The organism is Methylobacterium brachiatum (genome assembly GCF_020523825.1).
Classification (GTDB): Bacteria; Pseudomonadota; Alphaproteobacteria; order Rhizobiales; family Beijerinckiaceae; genus Methylobacterium; species Methylobacterium brachiatum.
This window is the reverse complement of sequence record NZ_JAJALK010000007.1, coordinates 37,383-62,700: the sequence shown is the minus strand read 5'-3', so window position 1 is coordinate 62,700 and position 25,318 is coordinate 37,383. Positions and strand designations below refer to the sequence as shown.

General features: G+C 70.8%; 23 protein-coding genes. 7 read left to right on the top strand and 16 right to left on the bottom strand.

From position 1 onward, the window contains the following. Positions 1-11: 11 nt before the first annotated feature. The 3 genes from fabI to fabA form a co-directional block, all read right to left on the bottom strand. Positions 12-842 carry an enoyl-ACP reductase FabI gene (gene fabI, locus LGR69_RS16985; RefSeq protein ID WP_230366749.1) on the bottom strand — a complete coding sequence of 277 codons (831 nt, stop codon included), beginning with the start codon at positions 840-842 and terminating at the stop codon, positions 12-14. Between the two features lie 375 nt (positions 843-1,217). Next, positions 1,218-2,444 carry a beta-ketoacyl-ACP synthase I gene (gene fabB / locus LGR69_RS16980; RefSeq protein ID WP_230366748.1) on the bottom strand — a complete coding sequence of 409 codons (1,227 nt, stop codon included), beginning with the start codon at positions 2,442-2,444 and terminating at the stop codon, positions 1,218-1,220. Between the two features lie 140 nt (positions 2,445-2,584). Next, entirely contained in the window at positions 2,585-3,121 is a 537-nt protein-coding gene (fabA, locus tag LGR69_RS16975) for a 3-hydroxyacyl-[acyl-carrier-protein] dehydratase FabA (RefSeq protein WP_230366747.1), read from the bottom strand. Between the two features lie 224 nt (positions 3,122-3,345). On the opposite strand from fabA, the gene irr reads away from it, so the two are divergent. After that, positions 3,346-3,861, top strand: coding sequence for a Fur family transcriptional regulator Irr (gene irr, locus LGR69_RS16970; protein WP_007559805.1), 516 nt, complete (start codon positions 3,346-3,348; stop codon positions 3,859-3,861). A 794-nt stretch (positions 3,862-4,655) separates the two neighbouring features. Here the strand turns inward: irr and LGR69_RS16965 are convergent. Further along, positions 4,656-5,219, bottom strand: a complete 564-nt coding sequence (locus tag LGR69_RS16965; protein WP_050732348.1) for an SH3 domain-containing protein — start codon at positions 5,217-5,219, stop codon at positions 4,656-4,658. Positions 5,220-5,551: 332 nt separating this feature from the next. Here LGR69_RS16965 and LGR69_RS16960 point away from each other — a divergent pair, with 332 nt between their 5' ends. Further along, positions 5,552-6,550: a 2-hydroxyacid dehydrogenase gene (locus LGR69_RS16960; RefSeq protein WP_007559794.1), complete on the top strand. Its 999-nt coding sequence runs from the start codon at positions 5,552-5,554 to the stop codon at positions 6,548-6,550. 15 nt (positions 6,551-6,565) lie between these two features. Here the strand turns inward: LGR69_RS16960 and LGR69_RS16955 are convergent, their stop codons facing one another. Both LGR69_RS16955 and LGR69_RS16950 read right to left on the bottom strand, forming a co-directional pair. Next, complete coding sequence (locus LGR69_RS16955) at positions 6,566-7,192, bottom strand: cyclic nucleotide-binding domain-containing protein (RefSeq protein ID WP_050732350.1); 627 nt, start codon at positions 7,190-7,192, stop codon at positions 6,566-6,568. 91 nt (positions 7,193-7,283) lie between these two features. Beyond that, complete coding sequence (locus LGR69_RS16950) at positions 7,284-8,633, bottom strand: flavin monoamine oxidase family protein (protein ID WP_230366746.1); 1,350 nt, start codon at positions 8,631-8,633, stop codon at positions 7,284-7,286. Positions 8,634-8,811: 178 nt separating this feature from the next. On the opposite strand from LGR69_RS16950, the gene LGR69_RS16945 reads away from it, so the two are divergent. Together LGR69_RS16945 and LGR69_RS16940 are read left to right on the top strand one after the other, a co-directional pair. Next, positions 8,812-9,516: a sulfate transporter family protein gene (locus LGR69_RS16945; protein ID WP_007559788.1), complete on the top strand. Its 705-nt coding sequence runs from the start codon at positions 8,812-8,814 to the stop codon at positions 9,514-9,516. Positions 9,517-9,609: 93 nt separating this feature from the next. After that, on the top strand, positions 9,610-10,896 hold the full coding sequence (locus LGR69_RS16940; protein ID WP_007559786.1) for an efflux RND transporter periplasmic adaptor subunit: 1,287 nt from the start codon (positions 9,610-9,612) through the stop codon (positions 10,894-10,896). A 319-nt stretch (positions 10,897-11,215) separates the two neighbouring features. Here LGR69_RS16940 and LGR69_RS16935 read toward each other — a convergent pair whose 3' ends face one another. Beyond that, positions 11,216-11,593: a plastocyanin/azurin family copper-binding protein gene (locus LGR69_RS16935; protein ID WP_007559784.1), complete on the bottom strand. Its 378-nt coding sequence runs from the start codon at positions 11,591-11,593 to the stop codon at positions 11,216-11,218. A gap of 214 nt (positions 11,594-11,807) precedes the next feature. Here LGR69_RS16935 and LGR69_RS16930 point away from each other — a divergent pair, with 214 nt between their 5' ends. Beyond that, on the top strand, positions 11,808-14,675 hold the full coding sequence (locus tag LGR69_RS16930; protein ID WP_370881384.1) for an EAL domain-containing protein: 2,868 nt from the start codon (positions 11,808-11,810) through the stop codon (positions 14,673-14,675). A 42-nt stretch (positions 14,676-14,717) separates the two neighbouring features. Here LGR69_RS16930 and LGR69_RS16925 read toward each other — a convergent pair whose 3' ends face one another. From LGR69_RS16925 to LGR69_RS16895, 7 genes are all read right to left on the bottom strand, one after another. Beyond that, the gene (locus LGR69_RS16925) at positions 14,718-16,100 is read right to left on the bottom strand and encodes a class II 3-deoxy-7-phosphoheptulonate synthase (protein ID WP_091862246.1); all 1,383 of its coding nucleotides are present in this window, start codon (positions 16,098-16,100) and stop codon (positions 14,718-14,720) included. 208 nt (positions 16,101-16,308) lie between these two features. Beyond that, positions 16,309-16,629: an RNA polymerase sigma factor region1.1 domain-containing protein gene (locus tag LGR69_RS16920; RefSeq protein WP_007559779.1), complete on the bottom strand. Its 321-nt coding sequence runs from the start codon at positions 16,627-16,629 to the stop codon at positions 16,309-16,311. A 54-nt stretch (positions 16,630-16,683) separates the two neighbouring features. Beyond that, a complete protein-coding gene (gene gor, locus LGR69_RS16915; RefSeq protein ID WP_230366744.1) occupies positions 16,684-18,066 on the bottom strand; it encodes a glutathione-disulfide reductase in 1,383 nt (460 codons plus the stop codon). Then, positions 18,063-19,331: an O-antigen ligase family protein gene (locus tag LGR69_RS16910; RefSeq protein WP_370881383.1), complete on the bottom strand. Its 1,269-nt coding sequence runs from the start codon at positions 19,329-19,331 to the stop codon at positions 18,063-18,065. Before LGR69_RS16910 ends, gor begins: the two co-directional genes overlap by 4 nt. Before the next feature lie 223 nt (positions 19,332-19,554). After that, on the bottom strand, positions 19,555-20,118 hold the full coding sequence (locus LGR69_RS16905) for a DUF2059 domain-containing protein (RefSeq protein WP_230366743.1): 564 nt from the start codon (positions 20,116-20,118) through the stop codon (positions 19,555-19,557). Between the two features lie 30 nt (positions 20,119-20,148). Continuing rightward, complete coding sequence (gene rpiA, locus LGR69_RS16900; protein ID WP_007559775.1) at positions 20,149-20,862, bottom strand: ribose-5-phosphate isomerase RpiA; 714 nt, start codon at positions 20,860-20,862, stop codon at positions 20,149-20,151. A gap of 130 nt (positions 20,863-20,992) precedes the next feature. Then, a complete protein-coding gene (locus LGR69_RS16895; RefSeq protein WP_007559769.1) occupies positions 20,993-21,457 on the bottom strand; it encodes a hypothetical protein in 465 nt (154 codons plus the stop codon). 128 nt (positions 21,458-21,585) lie between these two features. Here LGR69_RS16895 and gph point away from each other — a divergent pair, with 128 nt between their 5' ends. Beyond that, positions 21,586-22,284 (top strand): phosphoglycolate phosphatase, encoded by a 699-nt coding sequence (gene gph, locus LGR69_RS16890; protein WP_230366742.1) that lies wholly within the window; start codon positions 21,586-21,588, stop codon positions 22,282-22,284. A 4-nt stretch (positions 22,285-22,288) separates the two neighbouring features. Here the strand turns inward: gph and LGR69_RS16885 are convergent, their stop codons facing one another. Further along, entirely contained in the window at positions 22,289-23,443 is a 1,155-nt protein-coding gene (locus LGR69_RS16885; RefSeq protein ID WP_230366741.1) for a pyridoxal phosphate-dependent aminotransferase, read from the bottom strand. 76 nt (positions 23,444-23,519) lie between these two features. Then, a complete protein-coding gene (locus tag LGR69_RS16880) occupies positions 23,520-24,179 on the bottom strand; it encodes a DUF1345 domain-containing protein (RefSeq protein ID WP_007559750.1) in 660 nt (219 codons plus the stop codon). Between the two features lie 135 nt (positions 24,180-24,314). On the opposite strand from LGR69_RS16880, the gene LGR69_RS16875 reads away from it, so the two are divergent. Continuing rightward, on the top strand, positions 24,315-25,112 hold the full coding sequence (locus LGR69_RS16875; RefSeq protein WP_007559748.1) for a DsbA family protein: 798 nt from the start codon (positions 24,315-24,317) through the stop codon (positions 25,110-25,112). Positions 25,113-25,318: the final 206 nt, after the last annotated feature.

The following is a 25,318-nucleotide window of genomic DNA, read 5'->3' as shown; positions in this document are numbered from 1 at the left end:
CGGCTCAGGCCTCAGGCATCGCCGACGACGCCGGCCGCGTCCTGGGCCTGGAGCACGTCGGGGCGCGGCATCGAGATGATGTTGTAGCCGGCATCGACGAAATGGACCTCGCCGGTGACGCCGCCGGAGAGCGGCGACAGCAGGTAGAGGGCCGAGCCGCCGACATCGTCGAGGCTGACGGTGCGGCGCAGCGGGGCGTGGGCGGCCTGATGGTTGAACATCAGGCGGGCGTCGGCGATGCCGGCGCCGGCTAGCGTCCGCATCGGGCCGGCCGAGAGGGCGTTGACCCGGATCCCGTCCGGGCCGAGATCGCTCGCCAGGTAGCGGACCGAGGCTTCCAGCGCCGCCTTCGCCACGCCCATCACGTTGTAGTTCGGCATGACCCGCGTTGAGCCACCGTAGGTGAGGGTCAGCAGGGAGCCGCCCTTCGTCATCCGCTTGGCGGCCCGCTGGGCGATCTCGGTGAAGGAGAAGCACGAGATCGTCAGGGTGCGCGCGAAGTTCTCGCGGGTGGTGACGTCGACGTAGCGGCCCTTGAGCTGCGCCTTGTCGGAGAAGCCGATGGCGTGGACCACGAAGTCGAGCCCGCCGTCGAAGCGTTCGTCGAGGGCCGCGAAGGTGGCATCCACCGAGGCGATATCCTCCACGTCGCAGGGCAGCACGATGTCCGAATCGACCCGCGCCGCCAGGGGGGCGACCCGCCGGCCCAGGGCCTCGCCCTGATAGGTGAAGGCGAGCTTGGCGCCGTGGGCGTGGAGGATCCGGGCGATGCCCCAGGCGATCGAGTGATCGTTGGCGACGCCCATGATCAGGCCGCGCTTGCCCGCCATCAAACCTGTCATGCCGACTCACATTCCGTACGAGCACGCCGCGCCGGGGAAACCGGAACGGGCCGCGATGCGGTGAACGACGACACCGCGACGCAGGTGCCTTAGCGCGGCTTGGCGCGCGTTCCAAACCGCACGGCCCCGGGATCGGGCCAAAAAAAAAGCCCCGCCGGCGGGCGGGGCGTTCATCGCAGGGTGGAAGGGCCGCCTAGAAATACCCGTCCGTATGCGAACGGGCCTCCTCGATCAGCGCTTGCTTGGCGTAGATCGCGGCGCAACCTGCGATCATCAGGCCGCTCAGTGCACCGATCAGGAAAGTACCCATGGTCACCACCCCATTCAACGGACGGTAAACGCCGCCTCGCACGGGGTGGTTCCGAAATGAGACTGTCAAGCGTCTACGTGCTTCAGGACCAGGGTGGCGTTGGTGCCGCCGAAGCCGAAGGAGTTGGTCAGGACGTGGCCGAGCTTGGCCTGGTCCCGGCGCTGGCGCAGGATCGGCATGTCGGCGAAGGCGGGATCGATCGTGTCGATATGCGCGCTCTCGCAGATGAAGTCGTACTGCATCATCAGGAGGCTGTAGATCGCCTCCTGCACGCCGGTGGCGCCCAGCGAATGGCCGGTCAGCGACTTGGTCGCCGAGATCGGCGGGCAATCCTCGCCGCGGCCGAACACCTCGCGAATCGCCTCGATCTCCTTGTCGTCGCCGACGGGCGTCGAGGTCGCGTGCGGGTTGATGTAGTCGATCCGCGCGCCCTTCAGGCCTTCCATCGCCTGGCGCATGCAGCGCACCGCGCCCTCACCGGACGGGGCGACCATGTCGTGGCCGTCCGAGGTGGCGCCGTAGCCGGCGACCTCGCCGTAGATCTTCGCGCCGCGGGCCTTGGCGTGCTCCAGCTCTTCGAGGACCAGCACGCCGGCGCCGCCGGCGATGACGAAGCCGTCACGGTTGGCGTCGTAGGCGCGGGAGGCCCGGGCCGGGGTGTCGTTGTACTTCGACGACATGGCGCCCATGGCGTCGAACAGGGCCGAGAGCGTCCAGTCGAGATCCTCGCAGCCGCCCGCAAAGATGACGTCCTGCCGGCCGCCCTGGATGATCTCCGCGGCGTTGCCGATGCAATGGTTGGACGTCGCGCAGGCCGACGAGATCGAGTAGTTCACGCCGCGGATCTTGAACCAGGTCGCCAGCGTCGCCGAGGCGGTCGAGGACATCGCCTTCGGGACCGCGAAGGGACCGATCCGCTTCGGCCCCTTGTCGCGGGTGATGGCGGCGGCATCGACGATCACCCGGGTCGAGGGGCCGCCCGAGCCCATGATGATGCCGGTGCGCTCGTGCGAGATGTCGGCCTGTTCGAGTCCGGAATCCTGGATCGCCTGATCCATGGCGACGTGGTTCCAGGCGGACCCGCCGCCGTGGAAGCGCATGGCGCGCCGGTCCACCACCCCCTCGGGATCGAGGCTGGGCCGGCCCGACACCTGGCTGCGGAAATGGTGCTCGGCATAGCTCGCGTCGCGCGCGATGCCCGAGCGCGCCTCACGGAGGGAGGTCAGGACCTCCTGCGGATTGTTGCCGATGGACGAGACGATGCCCATCCCGGTGATGACGACGCGGCGCATGGTCGTGACGATTCCTCCGTCGCGGCGTCGGTCGCCCGCGCCGCGTCCCGGTCAGCTAAGGTGACGCGGACATAATCTCAACTGCCGAGGGCGTCCGGCGTTGCCGCCGGATGCGAAAGACGCCCCCGAACCGGGCTCGATCAGCTCTGGAACAGGCCGACCCGCATATCCTGGACCTGATAGACGCGCTCGCCGTCGGCCTCCAGCCAGCCGTCGCCGATGCCCAGCACCAGCTTGCCCTGGCGGACCCGCTTCACGTCGACGTTGTAGACGACCTTCTTCATGGTCGGCAGGACTTGGCCGGCGAGCTTCACCTCGCCGACGCCGAGCGCCCGGCCGCGGCCCGGCGAACCGAGCCAGCCGAGATGGAAGCCCAGCATCTGCCACAGGGCGTCGAGCCCGAGGCAGCCCGGCATCACCGGGTCGCCCTGGAAGTGGCAGGGGAAGAACCAGAGGTCGGGACGGATGTCGAGCTCGGCCGTGACATGGCCCTTGCCGTGGGCACCGCCCTCCTGGCCGATGCTGGTGATGCGGTCGAACATCAGCATCGGCGGCAGCGGAAGCTGTGCATTACCCACGCCGAAGAGTTCGCCGCGCCCGCAGGCCAGTAGATCCTCGTAGGAATAGTGCGACTTGCGGCTCGCGGCCTGTTCTGGCGTCTCGGCGTCTGTCGGCATGAAGGTGGCTGTTTCCTCTGGACTCTCTTGACGGGGCGGGTGCGCGCCATGCGCCAGTCGCCCGGTTCTTCGGCGCGCGGGTTAGCACGGGGCGCAGCGCCTTCAAAGCCATCAACGACTTCGCACCGGGTCCGAGGCGGCTCGGGTTGCGACCGGATGACCACTTCCATATAATGCAACGAATCCCATTCCTTCAGGGTCCTCGTCGAGCGTTCAGTCCCAAAATGTCCGAACTGCTGCCACTCCAGGCGATCCTCAACGGCCGGGTGCCCGCCCCCCAGCTGGAAGCCAACGGGATGCCGCGCCGCGGCTGTCCGCTGTCGGACCTGCGCGACCGTCTGCGCCGGGCCGGCCTGCGTCCGACCCGTCAGCGCCTGTCCCTCGGCTGGCTCCTGTTCGGCCGCGGCGACCGCCACCTGACCGCCGAGATGCTGTACGACGAGGCGATGCGCGCCAAGGTGCCGGTCTCTCTGGCCACCGTCTACAACACGCTCCATCAGTTCACCGAAGCCGGCCTGCTGCGCCAGCTCGCGCTCGACGGGTCGAAGGCCTATTTCGACACGAACCCGAGCGAGCACCACCACTTCTACCTCGAGGACGAGAACCAGGTGATCGACATGCCGGATTGCGGCATCACGGTCGATTCGCTGCCCGAGGCCCCCGAGGGCATGGAGATCGCCGGCGTCGAGGTGATCGTCCGTCTGCGCCGCGCTCGCCCCGCCGGCCGCCGCCAGAGCTGATTTTTTCGAGGGCTTCGGCCGCTCGCGTCGAGATCAAGCCGCCCGGTTTCGGGCGGCTTTTTTGTTGCGCATCGGTCGTTTCCGGATGCATCGCGGGTCCCCTCTCCCGTGCGGGCTCCGCGCTACACAGGTTGGAAGATCTGTCGCCCAAGGCTCGACGCGCCATACCTGTTACCTGCGCCGTCATTCCGGGGCGCCGCGGGCGAGCCCGGAATCCAGAAACGCCGTCAGTGCAAGAGCGTGGTTCGCCGGCGGCTCTGGATCCCGGGCTCCGCTGCGCGGCCCCGGGATGACGGGGCGTGGCGGCCTCGGTCGAACCTTTACTTGAAGTAGAAGACTGAGCTTGCCGGGCCAGGGAGGCGAAAATTCCAACCTGTGTAACCCGTGGCCAGTGCGGGAGAGGGACAGGGTGAGGGACGCGACCTCTCCAGAAAGGTCTGTCCCTCAACCCAACCATCTCCTGCACGGGCTGCAGCATTCACGCATCGTTCTCCGAAAAGCGGAATGCGCTCTTCTCCACCCTTGTGGGGCGGCGTTGGAGGTGGGGGTGGTGCCGGATGCGGTTCGGCGATCCGTTCTGAATCCCCCCACCCCTCCCCCCTCATCCCGAGGCGACGGAGCGCAGCGGAGGCCTTGAAGGAGGGCTCCAGAGCTCGCGCGGGTTCTTGACGGCTCCTTCCCGGGCGACGCTCCGCCGCCACTTCAGGATGGGGGGTGGAAGGCGCGGCGCAGATCTGGTCGTCGAATTGAGCCAAACGGCGTTGCCCGGGGCCCCTCCCCGGAAACGAAAAACCTTACTCCACGACCTCGTTCGGATAGACGCCCCAGAGGCGGTTCTGGCGGATATAGCCGTCCACGTCCCGGCGGTTGGGCAGGGCGACGATCAGGCGGCACCAGGTGCCGGTGCAGCTCTTCACGTTGCCGATGACGCCGGTCTGGAGCCGAGCCTCGTCCTCGGCGCCCTCGTCGGCCTTGGCGCGCAGCGAGATCGCGGCCTTCTCGGCGCCCTTGTCGGGGCCGGCATTCACGATCGCGGTGCGCCGTCCCGACAGAAGGGAATGCAGCACCCAGCCCTCGGTGCCCTCCGAGTCGCGGATCCGCCGCCAGGTCTCGAACTCGCCGACGATCTCCACCGGCAGGCCGGCGCGCTGGAACACCCAGAGGGTGCGGTGATCCTTGGAGGGCCCTTCGCGCAGGTTGACGCGGTCGGTCTTGAGGCTGGCGTAGCGGGGCAGCGGCAGCTTGGTGACGGGGCCGATGCCGGTCTCCGGCGCGGAGGGCGGCGGGGCCGCGTTCGCGAAGGACAAACCGCTCAGGAGCAAAGCCGCGACGGCGAAGCTGAGGCGTGACGCGCGCATGGTCCTCTCCCTACCCCCATGGAACGTTGCCGCGCGGACTCGTCTGGGGCCGATCCGCTCGGGTTCTCGATCCCGCATCCGGCACCGCCCGGCGAGACGCTGCGCGGTCGCCCGGATCGCGACGGCGCAGCCCCGTGGCAGGCGGCTTCCGATTGTGTTCCGGCCCACCTCTGGTAGAGAGGCCGACGGGTCGGAACAGGCTCCGGGACAGGTGCCTCGCACCCGACCTGTCTGGCCGAGTTCGGTTAACGGACGCTTGCCGCGGATGGTCCGGATCTGGGCTGCCGGGCGGGGATCGCCAACACGGCCGCGAGGCTGACGGGGAGAGAGACGTGTCGAAGCGCAAGCCGCTGGTGGTCGTGACGCGGCGCCTGCCGGATGCCGTCGAGACGCGGATGCGCGAGCTGTTCGACGTGCGGCTCAGTCCCGACGATTCCGCGATGCCGCCGGACGCCCTCGCGGCGGCCCTGCGCGAGGCCGACGTGCTGGTCCCGACCGTCACCGACGAGATCGATGCCGGGCTGCTGGCCCAGGCCGGCCCGAACCTGCGGCTGATCGCGAATTTCGGCAACGGCGTCGACCATATCGACGTGGCCGCCGCCCTCGAGCGCGGCATCACGGTCACCAACACCCCCGGCGTCCTGACCGAGGACACCGCCGACATGACCATGGCGCTCATCCTGGCGGTGGCCCGCCGGGTCACCGAGGGCGCCCGGATCATCCCGGACGACGACTGGACCACGGGCTGGTCGCCGACCTGGATGCTCGGCCGGCGGATCACCGGCAAGCGGCTCGGCATCGTCGGCATGGGCCGGATCGGCCAGGCGCTCGCCAAGCGCGCCCGCGCCTTCGGCCTCCAGGTCCATTATCACAACCGCCGCCGGGTCCCGGCCGCGATCGAGAGCGCGCTCGACGCAACCTACTGGGAATCCCTCGACCAGATGCTGGCCCGGGTCGACATCGTGTCGGTGAACTGCCCGCACACGCCCGCGACCTACCACCTGCTCTCGGCCCGGCGGCTCAAGCTGCTCAAGCCCGAGGCGATCGTGGTCAACACCGCGCGCGGCGAGGTGATCGACGAGAACGCGCTCGCCCGGCTGATCGAGGCGGGCGACGTCTCGGCGGCCGGCCTCGACGTGTTCGAGCAGGAGCCGGCTGTGAGCCCGCGCCTGGTGAAGCTCGCCCGCCAGGGCAAGGTCGTGCTGCTGCCCCATATGGGCTCGGCCACCTATGAAAGCCGCACCGACATGGGCGAGAAGGTCATCATCAACATCAAGACCTTCATGGACGGCCACCGGCCGCCGGACCGGATCCTGCCGAGCATGCTCTGATCCCGAGCGGCGGCGCTACAGCGCGTCGCCGCGGGCGGCCACGGGCTGCGGCGCGGTCTGGACGCTCTGGAACAGCCGCTCGCTGGTCAGCTTGAGGAAGTAGAACCCGAATTCCGGGTTCTGGTAATAGAGCTGCTTCACGTCGGAATAGGACACGCACAGCGCGTTGCCGGCCTCGATGCAGATCAGCGAGGCGGTCCGGGTGTTGCCGGGCGCGAGCAGGCCGAGCTCGCCGACGATCCCGCCCTTGCGCACCTCGATCCCGACTTCGGGGATCCGGAACGCGCCGCTCTCGACGTAGTACATCTCGCCCGCGGCATCGCCCTTGCGGAACACCACCTCGCCGATCCCGAATCGGCGCTGCGACCCGAACGGGCGCAGCCACTCGAGGGAGAGGTTGCCGTCGGCGGCGGTCTCGACGTCGCGCACCAGGCGCATCATCTGCCAGAGCCGGTAGGCGTTGAACGGGATCTGGATCGCCTCAGTGAGCACCACCGGCATGCTGCCGATCAGGATCCCGTAGGTGATCACCGCGCAGCTGGCGCAGAGCGAGATGATCCGCAGCGGGATCATGGTGCTCATCGCCGAGGCCGAGATGGTCAGCGCGGTACCGAGGTAGCCGATCGCCTCAATCCAATCCACGCGCGCCTCCGCCAGCTCCCGAGCCTTGAGCGGGATGCCCGTCCCGCCGGGCTCCGGCAAGACGCGCGGCGGCGGGCGACGCGCGTGCGCCTCAGCCTGTGCCCGCGCGGATACGCTCGGCGGCGTCCGCGGCGGCGCGGGTGCCCTCCTCGTAGGCGCCCCCGACCGTGCCCCATTGCAGCCGCGACAGCGCCTCCCCGGCGAACCAGACCGTGTCGGCGAGCGGCGCCTGCAGGAACGCGCGGGCCGGCGCGTGGCCGGGGGGCACCACAGCCCAGGAGCCGCGCGCCCACGGATCGTGCCGCCAGGCGCTCACCGCCGGGATGGTCAGGTCGCGCAGCCGCGCCCGGCCGAACTGCTCGGCCAGGACCGAGCGGACGTGGCGGCGCACCCCATCGGGCCCGGACCCGGCCGCGTCGAGCGCCTCGGCCTCGTGCACGTCGAGCTCGTAATAGTGGAACGGCGTGCCGTCGATGCGGGTGAGCAGGCCGGGGGGCGAGCGCCGCGTGCCGTGGATCGCCGCCAGCCGGTCGCGGCCCTGGAACGGGCTCGACGGCCAGTGCAGCACGGCGTGCTCGTAGAGGCCGGTGGAGAAGCCGTCGATCGCCGCCCGGACCGCGTTCGGCAGCGGCGGCGAGAAGGAAGGCCCGTCGCGCAGCACCATGACCGGCACCGTCACGATCACCGCCCGGGCCCGGTATTCCGCGCCGCCGGCGGTCTCCACGCGCACGCGCCCGTCCGACCAGTCGATGCGGGTCACGGGGCTCGAGAGCGCCACCGGCAGGTCGTTGGCGAGCCGGGCGAGGTAATTGCCGTAGCCCCCGGCCAGGAAGAAGTTCTCGCTGTATTCTAGGCTCGGGAAGTCGTGCAGCGACACCTCGCCGAGCGGCCGGCCCGAGACCAGGCCGTGGACCTGCGCCACCCGGGATCCCCAGGGGCCGAGGCCCGGCGGCAGGGCGCTTCCCGCCGGCCGGTCCGGCCCCGGCTGCGCGGCGCCGCGGGTCATCGCCCGGTCGGCCCGGTCGAAGGCTCGGGCATTGGCCCGGACCTCGTCGGGGCGGCCACGGCGGCGGTCGACCCAGACATGGCTTTCCTGGGGCGCCAGCTTCAGGCGCTCCCCGCGCGCCCGGCCGAGGGCCACCAGCGGGTTGATCGGCCCGGCATGGAGCCAATGCGCCCCCAGATCGAGGGCGTGGCCGCGCAGCGAGACCGTGAAGGCCCGGCCGCCGATCCGGTCGCGCGCCTCAAGCACCGCGACGCTTACGCCCCGCTCCACCAGGGTCCGGGCCGCCCCGATGCCGGCGGCGCCCGCGCCGATCACCAGCACCTCCGGATCCTGGGGCAGCGGCGCGAGGCGCGGCCGGTAATCGGGCGTGTGCGGCGGGTCCGCCGAGTGCCGCTCGGCTGCCCGGGGAGAAGTCGTCGAGGTCGAGGCCGTCATCCTGGCGTCCTGCACGCGCGCTCCTGTCCGCTCGCTCCGGTGCGGCGGCGCCCGGCCTTGCGCCGGTGGCCGCACCCCTTCACAACGCTGCCGCGCCGGGTCCGGCGCCCGAATCCCGACCTCATGCGCCCCTGCGGGTTCCCCCGGCGGCGCGCTCGCAAGCCGGAAACCCCGCCCGATGATCGTCGAGTCCGCCGCGGCGGCTTTGCGCCAGACCTTCTCCCCGCCCCTGCGGGCGATCCTGTGGAAGTCCCTGGGCCTGACGCTCGGGCTCCTGGTCCTGCTGTGGCTCGGCCTGACCCGTCTGGTCCAGGCCTTCCAGGCGAGCCACCACATCTCCGCCCAGTACCCGATCCTCGACAGCCTCGCCTACTACCTGGCCGGGTTCGGCCTGTTCGTGGTGCTGGCCTATCTCATGCCGGCGATCTCGATCCTGGTGGCGGGCTTCTTCCTCGACGACGCCGCCGCGATCGTCGAGCGCACGGATTTCCCGAACGATCCCCCGGGCCGGCCGATGCCGCTCGGCACCGCGATGTTCTACGCGGTCCGCTTCGCGGGTGTGACCCTGCTGGTCAACCTGGCGGCCCTGGTGATCTTCTTCGTGCCGGTGATCGGGATCGCGGCGTTCTTCGGCGCCAACGCCTACCTGCTGGCCCGGGAATATTTCGAGATGGCGGCGGCCCGGTTCCGGTCGTTGCCCGAGGCCGCCGCGATGCGCCGGACCTTCGCGATCCGCACGTTGAGCGCGGGCTGCCTGATGTCGGCGATGATGGTCGTGCCGATCCTCAACCTGCTGACCCCGCTGTTCGGGATCGCCCTGATGGTCCACCTGCACAAGCGCCTCACCGGGCGCCTGCGCCTGCAAGGTCCGGCGGCGCGCTAGCGCCCGCTGCGTCGAAGCCTCGCGCTGGTCGGCACGGACTTTGCCCGCTACCCTGGTGCGAGCCGGGCGCTGCTCGGGGTGGAGAGCCGATCGATGAAGGCGCACGACGCGGCGCAGGGCGACACCCGAGAGATTCCCCCGGCCCCCGGATTCGCCCCGTTCCTCCTGGTCGGGCTGGTGGCCGCCGGCCTGCTCGGCTACGGCGCCTACAATCACTGGCAGCGGGACGTCGAGGCCACCGCAACGCTGGAGGGGATCAAGACCCTGGTGCCCCAGCTGCGCACCATTGTGGCGGAACGGGCGGACGGGCCGCTCGATCTCACCCTGCCAGGCGAGACCCAGGCCTTCGCCACCGCGTCGATCGCCGCCCGCGCCACCGGCTACATCGCCGAGCGGCGGGTCGATATCGGCTCCCGCGTCAAGGCCGGCGACCTGCTCCTGCGCATCGCCGCCCCGGATCTCGACCAGCAGCTCGTCCAGGCCGAGGCGCAGGTCGGCCAGCTGCGGGCGCAATTGCTCCAGGCCCAGGCGCAGGTCGAGCAGGCCCGCGCCAACGTCAATCTCGCGAACCTGACCAACAACCGCACCTCGACCCTGGCGGTCCAGGGCTGGGCCTCGCGCCAGAATGCCGACACGTCGCAGGCCGGCGTCCTGTCGCAGGCCGCGACCCTGGCGGCCGCCGAGGCGGGGGTGAAGGTCGCCACCGCCAACATCAAGTCGCAGGAGGCGGTGGTCGAGCGGCTGAAGGCGCTTACCGCGTTCGAGCGGGTGGTCGCGCCGTTCGACGGCGTGGTCACGACCCGCAACGTCGATGTCGGCGATCTGGTCAAAGCCGACAACGGCGGCACGCCGCTGCTCAGCATGGACCAGGACAGCACGCTCCGCATCACCGTGAACGTGCCGCAGAACGATGCGGTCGGCGTCAAGCCGGGCGTCCAGGCCGAGATCAGCGTGCCTCAGATCCCGGGGCGGCGCTTCGGCGGCTTCGTCGAGCGCAGCTCGGTGGCGCTCAACGCCGCCTCGCGCACCCTGACCACGCAGGTCGACGTGCCCAACCCCGACCGGGCCCTGCGGGCGGGGCTCTACGCGGCCGTGACCCTGAAGATCCCGCGCACCGAGGAGAGCGTCGCGGTCCCGGCCGAGGCGACGGTGTTCAAGAGCAACGGCCTCCAGGTCGCCGAGGTCGGCGAGGACGACCGGGTGACTTGGCGGACGATCAAGGTGCGGCGCGATCTCGGGCGGGTGCTCGAACTCGAATCGGGCTTGGCGGCCGACAGCCACATCGTCTTCAGCCCGCCCCCGGAGCTGCGCGACGGCCAGACGATCGAGCGCGTGAAGCCCACGCCCCAGGCCAGGCCGATCCGGGCGGCGGAGCGGTAAGGGCTTCCGGTCGGTCTTGAAGCGGGCCTCTGCCGCCCCTCCCACCCAACCCGCCATCCTGAGGCGACGGAGCAGAGGGGGCCTCGAACACGGCCTCCCGAAATCGCGCGGCTTCCGGAGGGCTCCGTCGAGGCCCGCTGCCGCGGGTTTTCGAGATGAGGGGATCGATGCTGGTCTACGCATCAACCGTCATTGTGAGCGCAGCGAAGCAACCCAGGGAAACACGATATTCGGGCCGCGCGCATCGCCCTAGATTGCTTTGCTGCGCGCAAGGACGGCGAGCGATCGAACCGCGACCGCGTCACCCCATCGAAGGGGTTCAATTCACCTTCACCACCAGCTTCATCTTCGGATGGATGCCGCACAGCACTTGGAAGGTGCCGCGCTCGGTGAAGGTGACCGGCGTGCGGCTGCCCGGCTCCTGGTCGCCGGAATCGAAGCTGAACGTGTCCGATTCGACGAAGACGTGATGCAGCAGGTCGCTGTCGTCGTTGACGAACATCACCGTCTCGCCCCGGCTCAACGCGAGGTTGCCCGGCTGGAACGCCCGGCCCTTCTGCGACACCATCAGCCCGGAGGCTTCGAGATCGCCGATCAGGATCAATCCGCAGATCATCCCCAGCGCCAGAGCGGCGAAAGCCGGCAGGGCCGATCGCCCGCGGGGCTGTGCGAACAAACTCGACGCTGCGGGGGGCATGCTGTTCCTCGGGCTCGTCGCGGCAATCTACCTGAGATTTTATTGAGAAATCATTTTCGCGATGCCTCGTGTTCCGGCCATTTCGGCTGTTTGGGCAGTGATCGCGATACCAAAACGGTTGTTCACGCATCGATTCGGCAATCCACCCGGCTAATCGCGTCTTAACATGTAGCAATTACGGTCCGCTGCACCTGTCACACGGCGGCCCGGTGCGATGCGAGACCCCGAGAGAGCGACGGACGAACGCGAACCCTCGGGTTCGATGCGCGCCGTGCGCGGCATCGCGGGACTGCCCGCCACGATCCGCGGCCGGATCTTCGTGGCCTTCCTGGGCATGAGCCTGCTGTCCGGCGCGCTCGGCCTCTACGCTGTCGTGGCGATCTCGCATGTCGGGGCGCTCGTCAATCGCACCTATGACGAGTCGCTGATGTCGATCAATTACGCCCGGGCGACCGCGGCGGATTTCGCCAAGATGCGCAGCGCCTTCGCGCGCCGGACCCATGCCCGCGACGCCGCCGCGGCGACCAAGCTCGATGCCGAGATCGCCGAGCTCTCGACCACCCTCTCCGAGGACCTGACCATCGCGGTCGAGCGCTCGCAATCGGACCGGTCGGTGCGCACCGCCGGGGCTGTCCAGGCCGCAGTGGCCACCTGGGAGGAGATGCGCCGCGGCCTCGATCCGGCCACAGCCCGGCCCGAGCGCTGGGACGCCCTGGACCATCAGGCCAACGTGGTGGACGGCCAGATCGACCTTCTGGTCAACTACACCGCGGGCGACGGCTTCACCTTCCGGCAGGCCGCCCGGATGCTCGTCGCCCGGGAGATGCAGGTCAACGCCATCGTGGCGGGGCTGGCCGTGTTCGCCTGTGCGATGATCGCCTGGCTGCTCAACCGTCGCATCACCGGACCCCTGGCGGATGCCTCGGCGGCGGCGGAGCGGATCGCCAGCGGCCGGCTCGACGACCGGATCCCGGCCGGCGGTCGCGACGAGCTCGGCAGCCTGCTGCGCTCTATGGCGGTGATGCGCGACAACATCCGGGCGATGATGCAGCGCGAGGTCAGCCAGCGCCGCGTCGCCGAGGCCCTGGTGACCGACGCGCTCCAGACCTCCCGCGAGGGCGTGATCGTGGTCGATGCCGAGGGCGTCATCGCGCTCGCCAACACCCAGGCGCTGCACTTCTTCGACGGGCTGGAGGCCGCGATCGCGGCCGGCCTGTCCCTGTCACGCCCCGCCCCCGGCTCGCCGAATCTCGACGAGTGCTTCCGGGCGCTCGCCCGCGACGGCGAGATCCGGCTGGCCGACGGGCGCTGGTTGCGGGTGAGCCGCAGCGCCACCCAGCAGGGCGGCTTCGTGGCGGTGTGCAGCGACATCAGCCTGCTCAAGGAGCAGGAGGACCGGCTCACCGCAACCAACCTGCGGCTCGACGCGGCTCTGGACAACATGTCCCAGGGGCTGTGCCTCTACGATGCCCAGCACCGTCTGATGGTGGTGAACCGCCGCTACAGCGAGATCTACGGCCTGCCCGCCGGTGCGATCGTCCCCGGGATGTCCGCGCAGGACGTGCTGCGGGTGAGCCTCGCGGCCGGCAACCATCCGGGCAGCGACCTCGCCGCCCTCCTCCGCCAGGAGCACGAGGCGCATCGCGGCGGCACCTGGCACACGCAGTTCCAGGAACTCGCCAACGGCCGCACGGTCTCGATCGACCGGCGCGAGACCGCCGATGGCGGCTTCGTGGCGACCTACGAGGACGTCACCGAGCGCCGGCGGGCCGAGGCGCGCATCGCCTTCCTGGCGCATCACGACACGGTGACCGGGCTGCCGAACCGGGAGGCTCTGGGCCAGCAGATCGACCTGGCGGTGGCCCAGGCCGGGCGCGATGCGGGCTTCGCGGTCTTCGCCATCGACCTCGACGATTTCCGGCCGGTGAACGAGACCCTGGGGCACGGGGTCGGGGACGAGCTTCTGGCCGCGGTCGGCGCCCGGCTGACCGCCTGCGTGCGCGAGGTCGACTGCGTCGCCCGGCTCGGGGCCGACGAGTTCATCGTCGTCCAGCGGGGCGTCGACCGGCCGGAGGAGGCCGCGATCCTGGCCCGGCGGATCCTCGAGGTGCTGAGCGCGCCCTACAGCCTGAGCAACCACGAGATCAGCGTCGGGCTGACCATCGGCATCACCCTGGCGCCGGGCGACGGTGCGAGCTGCGAGAAGCTCCTGAAGAACGCCGAGGTCGCCCTCGACCGCGGCAAGACCGAGGCCCGGGGCTCGTTCCGGTTCTTCGAGCCCGAGATGGATGCCCGTCTCCAGGCCCGGCGCATGCTGGAGCGCGACCTGCGCGACGCGCTGGCCCGCGAGGCGTTCGAGGTCTACTACCAGCCGATCTACAGCCTCGCCACGGACCGGATCTGCGGCTTCGAGGCCCTGCTGCGCTGGAACCACCCGAGCCGCGGCTTCGTCTCGCCCGCCGAGTTCATCCCGATCGCCGAGGAGCTCGGCCTGATCGTCCCGCTCGGCGAATGGGTGCTGCGCCGGGCCTGCGAGGAGGCCGCCCGCTGGCCGGACGGGCTCAAGGTCGCGGTGAACGTCTCGGCGGTGCAGTTCACCTCGGCGAGCCTGGTGACCGCGGTGCGCGAGGCCCTGCGCCGGACCGGCCTGCCCGGCCGCCGGCTGGAGCTCGAGATCACCGAATCCGTGCTGGTCGCCAATCCCGGCGCCACCACCGCGATCCTGCACAGCCTCAAGGCGCTGGGCGTGCGGGTCTCGATGGACGATTTCGGCACCGGCTACTCGTCGCTGAGCTACCTGCGCAGCTTCCCGTTCGACAAGATCAAGATCGACCAATCCTTCGTGCGCGACCTGTGCCTGAAGGACGGGACCGACTTCATCGTCCGCGCGGTGATCGGGCTCGGTACCAGCCTCGGGATGACCACCACCGCCGAGGGCGTGGAGACCGAGGCCCAGCTCGCGCATCTGCGCGCGGAGGGCTGCGACGAGGTCCAGGGCTACCTGATCAGCCGCCCGGTCCCGGTCTGCCAGGTGGGCGAGGTCATCCAGCGCTGGAACGGCGCCGCCCGGGCGATCGCCTGACGGGCCCCTCCCCCGTGGCGGGGGAGGGATTGGCGCAGCGCCTCACTCGGCCGCGTCGAGGCGCGGACGCTCCACATGGCTGCGCTCGGCCTTGACCAGCTCGGCCGTGCGGAACGCCACCTCCAGCGCCTGCTCGGCGTTGAGGCGCGGGTCGCAGTAGGTGTGGTAGCGGTCCTGCAGGTCGTCGGCGGTGAGCGCCCGGGCGCCGCCGGTGCACTCGGTCACGTCCTTGCCGGTCATCTCGAGATGGATGCCGCCCGCGAACGTGCCCTCGGCCCGATGGACGCCGAAGAAGCCCTCGATCTCCTGCATCACCCGGTCGAACGGCCGGGTCTTGTAGCGGCCGGCCGCGACGGTGTTGCCGTGCATCGGGTCGCAGATCCAGACTACGGACCGCCCTTCCCGCTCGACCGCCCGGATCAGGCCCGGCAGGTGGTCGCCGACCTTGTCGGCGCCGAACCGGCAGATCAGGCTCAGACGGCCGGGCTCGTTCTCCGGGTTCAGCAGGTCGATCAGCCGGATCAGGCCGTCCGCCTGCATGGACGGGCCGCATTTCAGGCCGATCGGGTTCTTGATCCCGCGGGCGTACTCGACATGGGCATGGTCCGGCTGCCGGGTCCGGTCGCCGATCCAGAGCATGTGCCCGGAGGTCGCGTACCAATCGCCCGTGGTCGAGTCGACGCGGGTCAGCGCCTCCTCGTAGCCGAGCAGCAGGGCCTCGTGGCTCGTGTAGAAGTCGGTGGTCCGCACCTCCGGATGCGTCTCCGGGTTGATGCCGATCGCCCGCATGAAGTCGAGCGCGTCGGTCATGCGGCCGGCGACATCCTGGTAGCGCGAGGATTGCGGCGAATCCTTCACGAAGCCCAGCATCCAGCGATGCGCGTTCTCCAGGTTGGCGTAGCCGCCGGTGGCGAAGGCGCGCAGCAGGTTCAGGGTCGCGGCCGATTGCCGGTAGGCCTCGAGCTGGCGGCGCGGGTCCGGCGTGCGGGCCTCCTCGCTGAAGCCGATGCCGTTGACGATGTCGCCCCGGTAGCTCGGAAGGCTCACGCCATCGAGGGTCTCGGTCGGCGAGGAGCGCGGCTTGGCGAACTGCCCGGCGATGCGCCCGACCTTCACCACGGGCGAGCCGCCCGCGAAGGTGAGCACCATCGCCATCTGCAGGAACACCCGGAAGAAGTCGCGGATGTTGTCGGCCGAATGCTCGTCGAAGCTCTCGGCGCAGTCGCCGCCCTGGAGCAGAAAGGCTTCGCCGGCCGCGACGCGCCCGAGCGCCGTCTTCAGCTTGCGGGCCTCACCGGCAAAGACCAGCGGCGGAAAGCTCGCGATCTGGGTCTCGACCGCCTGCAGCGCCGCCGAATCCGGATAGGCGGGGACCTGCTGGATCGGCAGGTTCCGCCAGTTCTTCGGTGTCCAACGCTCGGCCATGACCTCTCTCCGCGCACATCCTTCGTGCGATCGCGCGTGACGCGCGAAGCGCGGCTTATAGAGAGGTTCCCGGGCCCTTGCGAGTGCCGGATTCCTGAGGGCAGGCAGGAGCCTGAAGCAGAGTTGTTTGTCTGGCGCGGCTGAGCTCAGCGCTCGGCGGACGTTTCTTCGCCGATCCGGCAGGCGAAGTCTTGAGATTGGTCTGGCCTCACGCCTCGCCGTCCTCGACCTCGATCCCGTGCTCGGCCAGGATCCAGAAGATCGCCTCCAGATCCTCCGCGGAGACGTCGCGGGGGGGCAGCGCTTCCTCGAGGTCGTCGTAGGTGAGGCAGCGGCTGCGCAGGGTCTCGGCCTTGGCGAGCAGCCGGTCGATCGCCCGGCGGATGTCGGCGGGCAGCGCGTCGTGGCTGGGGACCCGGTAGCTGAAGGCCGGCCGCAGCGCATCGGCCAGCAGGCCGTCGATGATCGCCTGACGGCGCGCGTGCGCGTCGTCCTCGCGATTGCCCTTGCCTGCGCCCTGCTTGCCCATGACCCTGATATGGCTCGGCCGCGCACCGCGTCGAGACCCCGCGACGCGGCGAACTTAACCGACCCCTACGGGATGCTTGGTCACCTCCGGCACCCGCATGGTCACGAGCTCCTCGGCGGCGGTCGGGTGGACCGCGATCGTGCGGTCGAAATCCGCCTTGGTGGCGCCCATCGTGACCGCGATGCCGACCGCCTGGATCAGCTCGCCGGCATCGTGGCCGAAGAGGTGGACGCCGACGACCCGGTCGCTGGCGCAATCGACCAGCACCTTCATGAGGATCCGCTCCTCGCGGCCTGAGAGCGTCGCCTTCATCGGCCGGAAGCGCGCCTTGTAGACGTCGATCTTGCCGTAGATCTCCCGGGCGGCGGCCTCGGTATGGCCGACGATCCCGATCTCGGGGGTCGAGAACACCGCGGTCGGGATCAGCCGGTGGTCGACGCAGGACGGCTTGCCGCCGTAGACCGTGTCGGCGAAGGCGTGGCCCTCGCGGATCGCCACGGGGGTCAGGTTGGCGCGGTTGGTGACGTCGCCGACCGCGTAGATCGAGGGGACCGAGGTCTGGGAATAGGCGTCGACCGGGATCGCCCCGGCGGCGTCGGTCTCGATCCCGACCTTTTCCAGCCCGAGCCCGGCGACGTTCGGGCGCCGGCCAGTGGCCACCAGGACCTGATCGGCCAGGATCTCGGAGCCGTCGTCGAGGCGCGCGCACAGCCCGTCGGCGCGCCGGTCGATCCGGGTCAGCGTGCGGCCGAGCCGCAGGTCCATGCGCCGGCCATAGGCCTCGGCGAGGGCGTCGCGGACCTCGTCGTCGAAGCCGCGCAGCAGACGGTCGCCCCGGTGGAGCAGGGTCGTGCGGCTGCCCAACGCCGCGAAGACGCCCGCGAACTCGACCGCGATATAGCCGCCGCCGATCACCAGGATGCGCTCGGGCAGGCTCTCCAGCTCGAACACCTCGTTCGAGGTGATCGCCAACTCGATCCCGGGCACCGCGGGCTCCTTCACCGGATGCCCGCCGACCGCCACCAGGATCCGTTCGGCCCGGACGATCCGGTCCGATCCGAGCAGGCGGATCGTATGTGGATCCTCGATCACGGCGCGCTCGGGCACGATCTCGACGCCGGCGCGCATCAGGTTGGTGTCGTAGATCCCTTCGAGCCGGGTCACCTCGGCGTCGCGGCGCTGCTTGAGGACGCGCCAGTCGAAGCGCGGGCGCTCGACCGTCCAGCCGAAGCCCGCGGCGTCCTCGAACTCGTCGGCGAAGCGGCCGGCATAGACCATGAGCTTCTTGGGCACGCAGCCGCGGATGACGCAGGTGCCGCCGACCCGGTATTCCTCGGCCAGCATCACCTTGGCGCCGTAGCCGGACGCGATCCGGGCGGCGCGGACGCCCCCCGAGCCGCCGCCGATGACGAAGAGGTCGACGTCGAAGGCGCTCATGCGGGGCCGTCCATCTCGGGTTCCGTCGCGGCGGCGCGCGGCGCAGCCGCACGCATCCAGGTGATGGCAGCGCCGAGCCCGGCCGTCCACCACGCCGCCCAGCCATTGTGCTCGACGAACGCGATGGCGGCCGCGCAGGCGACGAGACCCAGTGCCGCGGCCCGGTCGGGCTGCGGTAGCCCGGCGACCCGGCCGAGCATCAGCAGCAGGACAAATGTTCCCAGGAGCGCGCCGGGCAATCCCAGCTCGGCCCAGACCTGCAGGAAGCTGTTATGCGGGTGGCCGACCCCGAGGAGGATCCGCATCTCCGGCGCGACCGTGCCGGCCACCGGGGTCTCGGCGAAGCGCGCGCTGGTGCCGAACCCGGCTCCGCGCCACGGATCGTCCGCGACGGCCGCGCCGAAGCTCCGGGCGATGGCGACCCGGGCCCGAGAGGAGGACTGGACCAGGCGCTCATGCGCCGCCTCGGGCATGACCTTGGCGAGCAGGTCGCCCTCCACGGGCGCGAGGGCCACGGCGAGGCCGAGGCCCAGGCCCGCCAGACCGATGCCGGCCCGCCGGGGCAGCAGCCGGGCCAGGGCGAACAGCCCGGCTCCGGCCAGCAGGCCGAGCTGCGCGGCGCCGCTGATCGAGCGCAGCACGCCCAGGGCAGCGCCCATCAAGGCAAGGGCCGCGAGGCCTCGGGCGCGGGTCCGCCAGAGCACGAGGGCCACGGGGCCAGCCACGAGATCGAGGGTCAGGGCCGGCCGATTGTGGACGAAGGCCGCGACCCGGCGCCCGAGCGCGCGTTCGAGGGCGAGGTCCGAGGCGAGGTCGATGGCGATGATCAGGCCCGCCAGCCCGATTGCCGCCGCTGCGAGACGGGGCGCGAAATCCGGGATCCGGCCCGGGGCGAGGCAGGCCAGCAGATAGGCGGCGATCAGGGTGGGCAGGAACTCGCCCAACACCCGCAGCGACGCGGCTGGGAACGGGCTCCAGGCGAAGGAGACGAGGCACCAGGCCAGGAAGGCGACCGTCGCGAGGCCGAGCGGCGTCCGAAGCGGCGCCAGCAGGCTTGGGACCAGGCTGTGCCGATCCTCGACCCAGCGTGCGGCGAGGTAGGCGAGCGCGGCGAGGCCGATGACGGCCGGGCTCGACCGGTTGGCGAGCACCATCGTCAGCGGCAGGACGGCGAGCAGCGTCGCGCCGGCCGCGTAGAGGCGGTGGGTCGTCTGCGCGGAACGTGTCTGACCGTGCGCGCGCGCCGGCATGGAGTTCAACGGCATCGGATGTCCAAGGCGCCCCCGTCATCGAGCGAGGATGTTCACACATCTTCGGTCGTGGCGCGGGTCCCCTCTCCCGTGCGGGAGAGGGACAGGGTGAGGGGTGCGACCGTTCCGGAAGACCCTGGTCCCTCACCCCAACCCTCTCCCGCACGGGAGAGGGGGCGCGTCGCGGTTTTCGCGGGCCGAGGTCGTCGGCGTGGCGGTCGATCCGCCGGCGCAATCCTCACTGCATCTGGTGGCCGCGCTTGCCCATCTCGGCCCGGACCCGGACCATGACGTATTCGGACACTTCCTGCGTCCAGTCCTGCATCTCCTGCACCATCTCGTCGAGGAGCTGCGGCTGGGCCTCGACGTAGTGCTTGCCGGCCGGCGAGCGGAAGAAGGTCGCGATCTCCTTCAACTCGGGCTCCGGGAACTTCGCCGCGTAGGTGCGGGCGGCGATGTCGATCATGCGCTGCTTCTGCAGCTCCATCTCCGGCTGAAGGGAGGCCAGGACCTCGTCGAGATCCTTAGTCAGCTCGGGGCGGGTCACGGTCTGCTTGCGGATCTGGTCGGCGAAGGCCGGCAGGACCGAATCGAACGAGCGGGCGATGCCGGAGCTGAGCATCACCTCGCGCGCGAGAGCCAGATGGCTCGGCGTGTAGGTCGGCGTCGCGGCGGCCGGCGTGTTCGGCTGCGCCGCCGGCTTGGCGGGGGCCGTCTTGTTCGCCTGGGCCGAGGCCGCAAGCGGGAGGATCGTGACCGCGGCGAGGGCCAGGCCGAGCGCGGCGGTGAGGCGACGGGACATGCTGAACGTTCCTGCGAGGAGTATGGCGCTTCAGACCAAGCTGCCGAGAACGGTGACCTCGGCCTGCCCGTCCCGATTCGCCGCGAGGATCGCGGCGTCGGCGATGCCGAGGAACAGGCCGTGCTCGACCACGCCCGGCACCGCCCAGAGGGCGGCCCCGAGCGCGTCCGGATCGGGGATGGCGCCGAGATGGGCGTCGAGGATGTGATGACCGCCATCGGTCAGCAGCGGCTTGCCGGCCGGGTCGCGGCGCAGCCGGACCGGGCCGGAGCAGCCGACCCGGGCGACGGCCGCCTCGACGGCGCGCTGGGTCGCGGTCAGGCCGAACAGGTTCACCTCGATCGGCAGCGGGAAGGCGCCGAGCCGGGCGACGTGCTTGGCCGCGTCGGCGATCACCACCATGCGGCGGCTGGCGCAGGCGACGATCTTCTCCCGCAGCAGCGCGGCGCCGCCGCCCTTGATCAGGCGCAGCTGGTCGTCGACCTCGTCGGCGCCGTCGATGGTCAGGTCGAGCTCGGGCTGCTCGTCGAGCGTGGCGAGGCGGATGCCGAGGCCCTCGGCCTGGAGCCGCGTCGCTTCCGAGGTCGGCACGCCGACGATGTCGAGCCCGTCGCGGACCCGCTCGCCGAGCAGGGCCACGAACGCAGCCGCGGTCGAGCCGGTGCCGAGGCCGAGCCGCATGCCGGGCTCGACCAGGTCGAGGGCGCGCGACGCCGCCGCCCGGCGCAGGTCCGGCCCGCTCACGGCCGGGCTGCCCGGTCGGCGGGGTGGATCGAGATGTCGCGCATGCGGGGCAGCCGGGCTTCCTGAGGCGGTCGCGCGGCCCCTAGCACGCCGCAGGGCGGACCGGAACGCCTCCGCAGGACGGGTGGCTTCAAAAGCGTCCGCCCTGTGCCGGCGTGGCGCTGGCCCCGGCCCGGCCGGGGGCCGGCCCGGTGAGCGGCGCGTCGGAACTCGCCTCGGCGCCGGGCTTGGCCTGCTGGGTGCAGACCACCTGCTCCTTCTTCACGAGCACGAAGCAGATGCTCATCTCGCCGGTGCGGTAATTGACCCGGAACACGCCGGCCTCGCGGGTGTGGCGGCTCGCCACCAGCCCGTATTCCGACGGTGCCTGCGGGCCGGCGCCCTCCCCGGGGCCGAAGCACACGGTCTGTCCGATGCCGCCGGCCGATTCCTGCAGCCCGTACTGGCACGAGGTCACCTCGCCGGTGACCTTGTCGACCCGGTACATCCGGTTGAGGTCGGTCTGCGGCGCGGGCACGAACTCGAATGAGGTCGCGGCGGCCGGCGCGCTCGCCAGCGCGAGGCAGAGGGCAAGAAGGGGCAGAGACGGTTTCATCGCGGGATCCGGGAGCTGACGCGCCCAGCCTTTCGCTGGGCTTTCGGGCGAGTGTGGGGCGCCGCGCCGCCTTGCCGCCGGGTCCGGCCGGCTTTAGCGAGGCCGTATCCCAGCAGGAGCCCGATCAGATGCCGCCCGACTCGACCGCCCGTCCGCCGATCGCCGTGTTCGACCTGGACGGAACCCTGGCCGAGACCGCGGGCGACCTGATCGGTACCCTCAACGTGCTGATGAAGCGCGAGGGCCTGGCCGAGCTGCCCCTGTCCCAGGCCCGCGGCCTGATCGGCGCGGGCGCCAAGGCGCTGATCCGGCGCGGCTTCGAGGCGGAGGGCCGCGCGCTCTCGCCGGAGGATCACGAGCGCCTGTTCGAGGTCTTCATCGCCCATTACGGCAAGCACCTCGCCGACACGTCGCACCTCTATCCCGGGGTGGTGGAGGCGCTGGATGCGCTGGAGGCGGCGGGCTTCCGGCTGGCGGTCTGCACCAACAAGTTCGAGGGCCAGTCGGTGGAGCTGCTGCGCCTGCTCGGGATCGGCCACCGCTTCGCGGCGATCTGCGGGCGCGACACCTTCCCGGCCTACAAGCCCGACCCGAGCCACCTCACCGGCACGATCGAGCGCGCCGGGGGCGACCCGGCCCGGGCCGTCATGGTCGGCGATTCGCGCACCGACATCGACACCGCCAAGGCCGCCGGCATCCCGGTGGTGGCGGTGACCTTCGGCTATACCGACAAGCCGGTGACCGAGCTCGGGCCCGACCGGGTGATCGAGCATTTTTCGGAGCTGCCCGAGGCGGTCCGCGCCCTGGTGCCGGTGGAAGCCGCTTGAAGATTCAGCGCAGCCAGTTCCGCAGCCGCGCCACCGCCTCGTGGCACTCGGCCTCGGAGCCGGCGAACGAGAACCGGACATGGTGGTGGCCGAGATCCGGGTCGAAATCGAGCCCCGGGGTCGCGGCGACGTTGGCCTCGTCGAGCATGCGCCGGCAGAAACCGGTGGCGTCGTTGGTGAGGTTCGCCACGTCCGCGTAGAGGTAGAAGGCGCCGTCGGCCGGGTGCACGCGCCCGAGACCGAGGCCGGGCAGCGCGTCGAGCAGGATCGCCCGGTTGCGGGCATAGCCGTCGCGCACCGCGTCGAGCTCGTCCGTGGCGTCGAGCGCCGCCAGCGCGCCGACCTGCGAGAGGTAGGGCGCCGAGATGTACAGGTTCTGCGCCAGCCGCTCGATCGGGCGGACCAGGACCTCCGGCACCACCATCCAGCCGACGCGCCAGCCGGTCATGCAGTGGTATTTCGAGAAGGAGTTGATCACCAAGGCGTCGGGATCGAACCGCAGGGCGGTGATGGTCGGCTGGCCGTAGCTGAGGCCGTGATAGATCTCGTCCGAGATCAGCGGCAGGCCCAGCTCCCGGGTGGCCGCGCAGAGGTCGCGCAACGCGGCTTCCGTGATCACCGTGCCGGAGGGGTTGGCGGGGCTCATCACCAGGGCGCCGGCCACCGGGGCGCGGGCATGGGTTTCCCGAAGGAGCGCGGCGGTCGGGGCGAAGCGGTCCTCGTCGCGCAGCACCATCGGGGCCGGCACGAGATCGAGGGACGCCAGGATGCTGCGATAGGCCGGATAGCCCGGCTGCGGCACCGCCACCCGGGCGCCGGCATCGAACAGGCTCATGAAGGCGAGCACGAAGCCCGCCGAGGAGCCGGTGGTGATGATCACCCGCTCCGGGCTCACCGCGACGCCGTGGCGCTCGGCATAGTCCCGGGCGATGCGCTCGCGCAGGGCCGGTAGGCCCAGCGCCTCGGTATAGGGCACCCGGCCGGTGGCGAGCGCCGCCTGCGTCGCAGCGATCACCGCCCGCGGGGCCGGGGCCGAGGGCTGGCCGACCTCCATGCGCACCACGTCATCGCCGCGCCGGGCCTTGGCGGCGGCCGCGGCCATGACGTCCATGGCGAGGAACGGCTGGACGGCGGCGGCCCGCCGGGAGATCGGAATCATGTTGTCCTGACGGGGCGCGAGGGCGGGTCAGCGGAGCGCCGGGGTTAGCCCCTGGCGGCCCCGGCCTCAACCGGCGTCAGTGCGGCGCGAGGCCCGCGGCCATGTTGACCACCAGCGCCAGGATGCCGGTGTTGAACAGGTAGGCGCCGATCGTCTGCGCGGTGGCGATCCGGCGCATGCGCTTGCTGGTGAGATTGGTGTCGGAGGTGGCCGCCGCCGCCCCGATGGTCACGGTGAAATACAGGAAGTCCCAGAAATCCGGCTCGGTCTCGCCGTGGAAGTCCAACCCACCGCGCTCGGCGCCGGCCTCGTCCTCGGTGCCGTAATAGACGTGGGCGTAGTGCACGGTGAAGATCATCTGCACGAACACCCAGGTGCAGAGCAGGCTCGCGCCGGCGAGCGCGAGGGCGTAGCGCTCCCCGGGTCCGGCGATGCGGCCGCCGACCACCAGCACCGCCACCGAGCCGAGGCTTGCCGCCGCCGCCAGCAGGGCGAAGACCGTGATCACCCCGGCGCTGTCGTCGAGCCGTGCGGCCTCGCGGCGCATGGCGTCCCGGCTCTGCCCGGTCGCCCGGCGCACGACCAGCCCGGCATGGACGATCACGCCGGCGCACCAGCCGGTCAGCAGCCGCATCCCGGGATCGAGGCCCGGCACCAGCAGGGCGGCGGCGATCGCCACTAGGATCGCGCAGAGCAGATGCGGGCGCAGCCAGAAGGCGCGGAACAGCTTGAGCATGGCAGACCGGATTGCGCGCGGCGGGCGGGATCTGCGCGCCAGTCTCGTGATTTGACCCGGCGCCGCGAAAACGCCTAACCCACCGTCTACCGCTCGCGCCACGCGCGGGCCGGCTTGCCGCGCAAGCGAGGATCCATGCTCTTCAACCGCTCCCTGCCCGCGCTGGCCCTGGCGCTCGGTCTCGCCGCCGTCCCGGCTTCGGCGCAGGACGCCACACAATCCGCCGCTCCGGCTGCTGCGGCGCCGTTCACGGACGCGCAGCGCGCCGGCATCGAGGCGATCGTCAAGGACTACCTGATCAAGCACCCGGAGGTGCTGCAGGAGGCCCTGGCCGAGGCTGAGAAGCAGCAGGCAGAGACGCAGCGCCTCGCCCAGACGGCGGCCCTCAAGGAGGCCCGCGAGGCCCTGATCAACGGCCCGCACGACGTGGTCGCCGGCAACCCCACGGGCGACGTCACGCTGGTCGAGTTCTTCGACTACAATTGCGGCTATTGCCGCAAGGCGCTGGTCGACGTGCAGACCCTGATCAAGACCGACCCGAAGCTGCGGGTGGTGATCAAGGATTTCCCGGTGCTCGGCCCGGAATCGCTCGAGGCCAGCCAGGTCGCCATCGCGGTGCGCCAGCAGCTCAAGGGCGACAAGCTGTTCGAATTCCACCAGAAGCTGCTCGAGACCAAGGGCCGGGTGAACGGCGCCCGGGCGATCCAGGTCGCCAAGGATCTCGGCGCCGACACGACCAAGCTGCAGAAGGACATGGCCTCCCCCGAGGTTAAGGCCGCGCTCAGCGAGAATCGCGGGCTCGGCGACCGGCTCGGCCTCTCGGGCACGCCGGCCTTCATCATCGGCGACGAGGTGATTCCCGGCGCCGTCGGCGTCGACCCGATCCGCAAGACCATCGCGGATGTGCGCCAATGCGGCCACGCCTCCTGCTGAGGCGTCGGGCCGGACCTAAGCACCGGCGGATGGCGGAGGGCGCGGCCTTGTCGCGCCGGGCCGCCTTCGTCTAGAGCATCGTCCCGAAAGGCGGGTGCCGCCTTTCGGAAAAAGACGATGCAAATCCAAAGTTCTAGCGCATCGAGCCGGTTCCGATCCCCGGAACGATGCGCTAAGAGCCGCCAGCCATGAGGCTGTGATCGAGT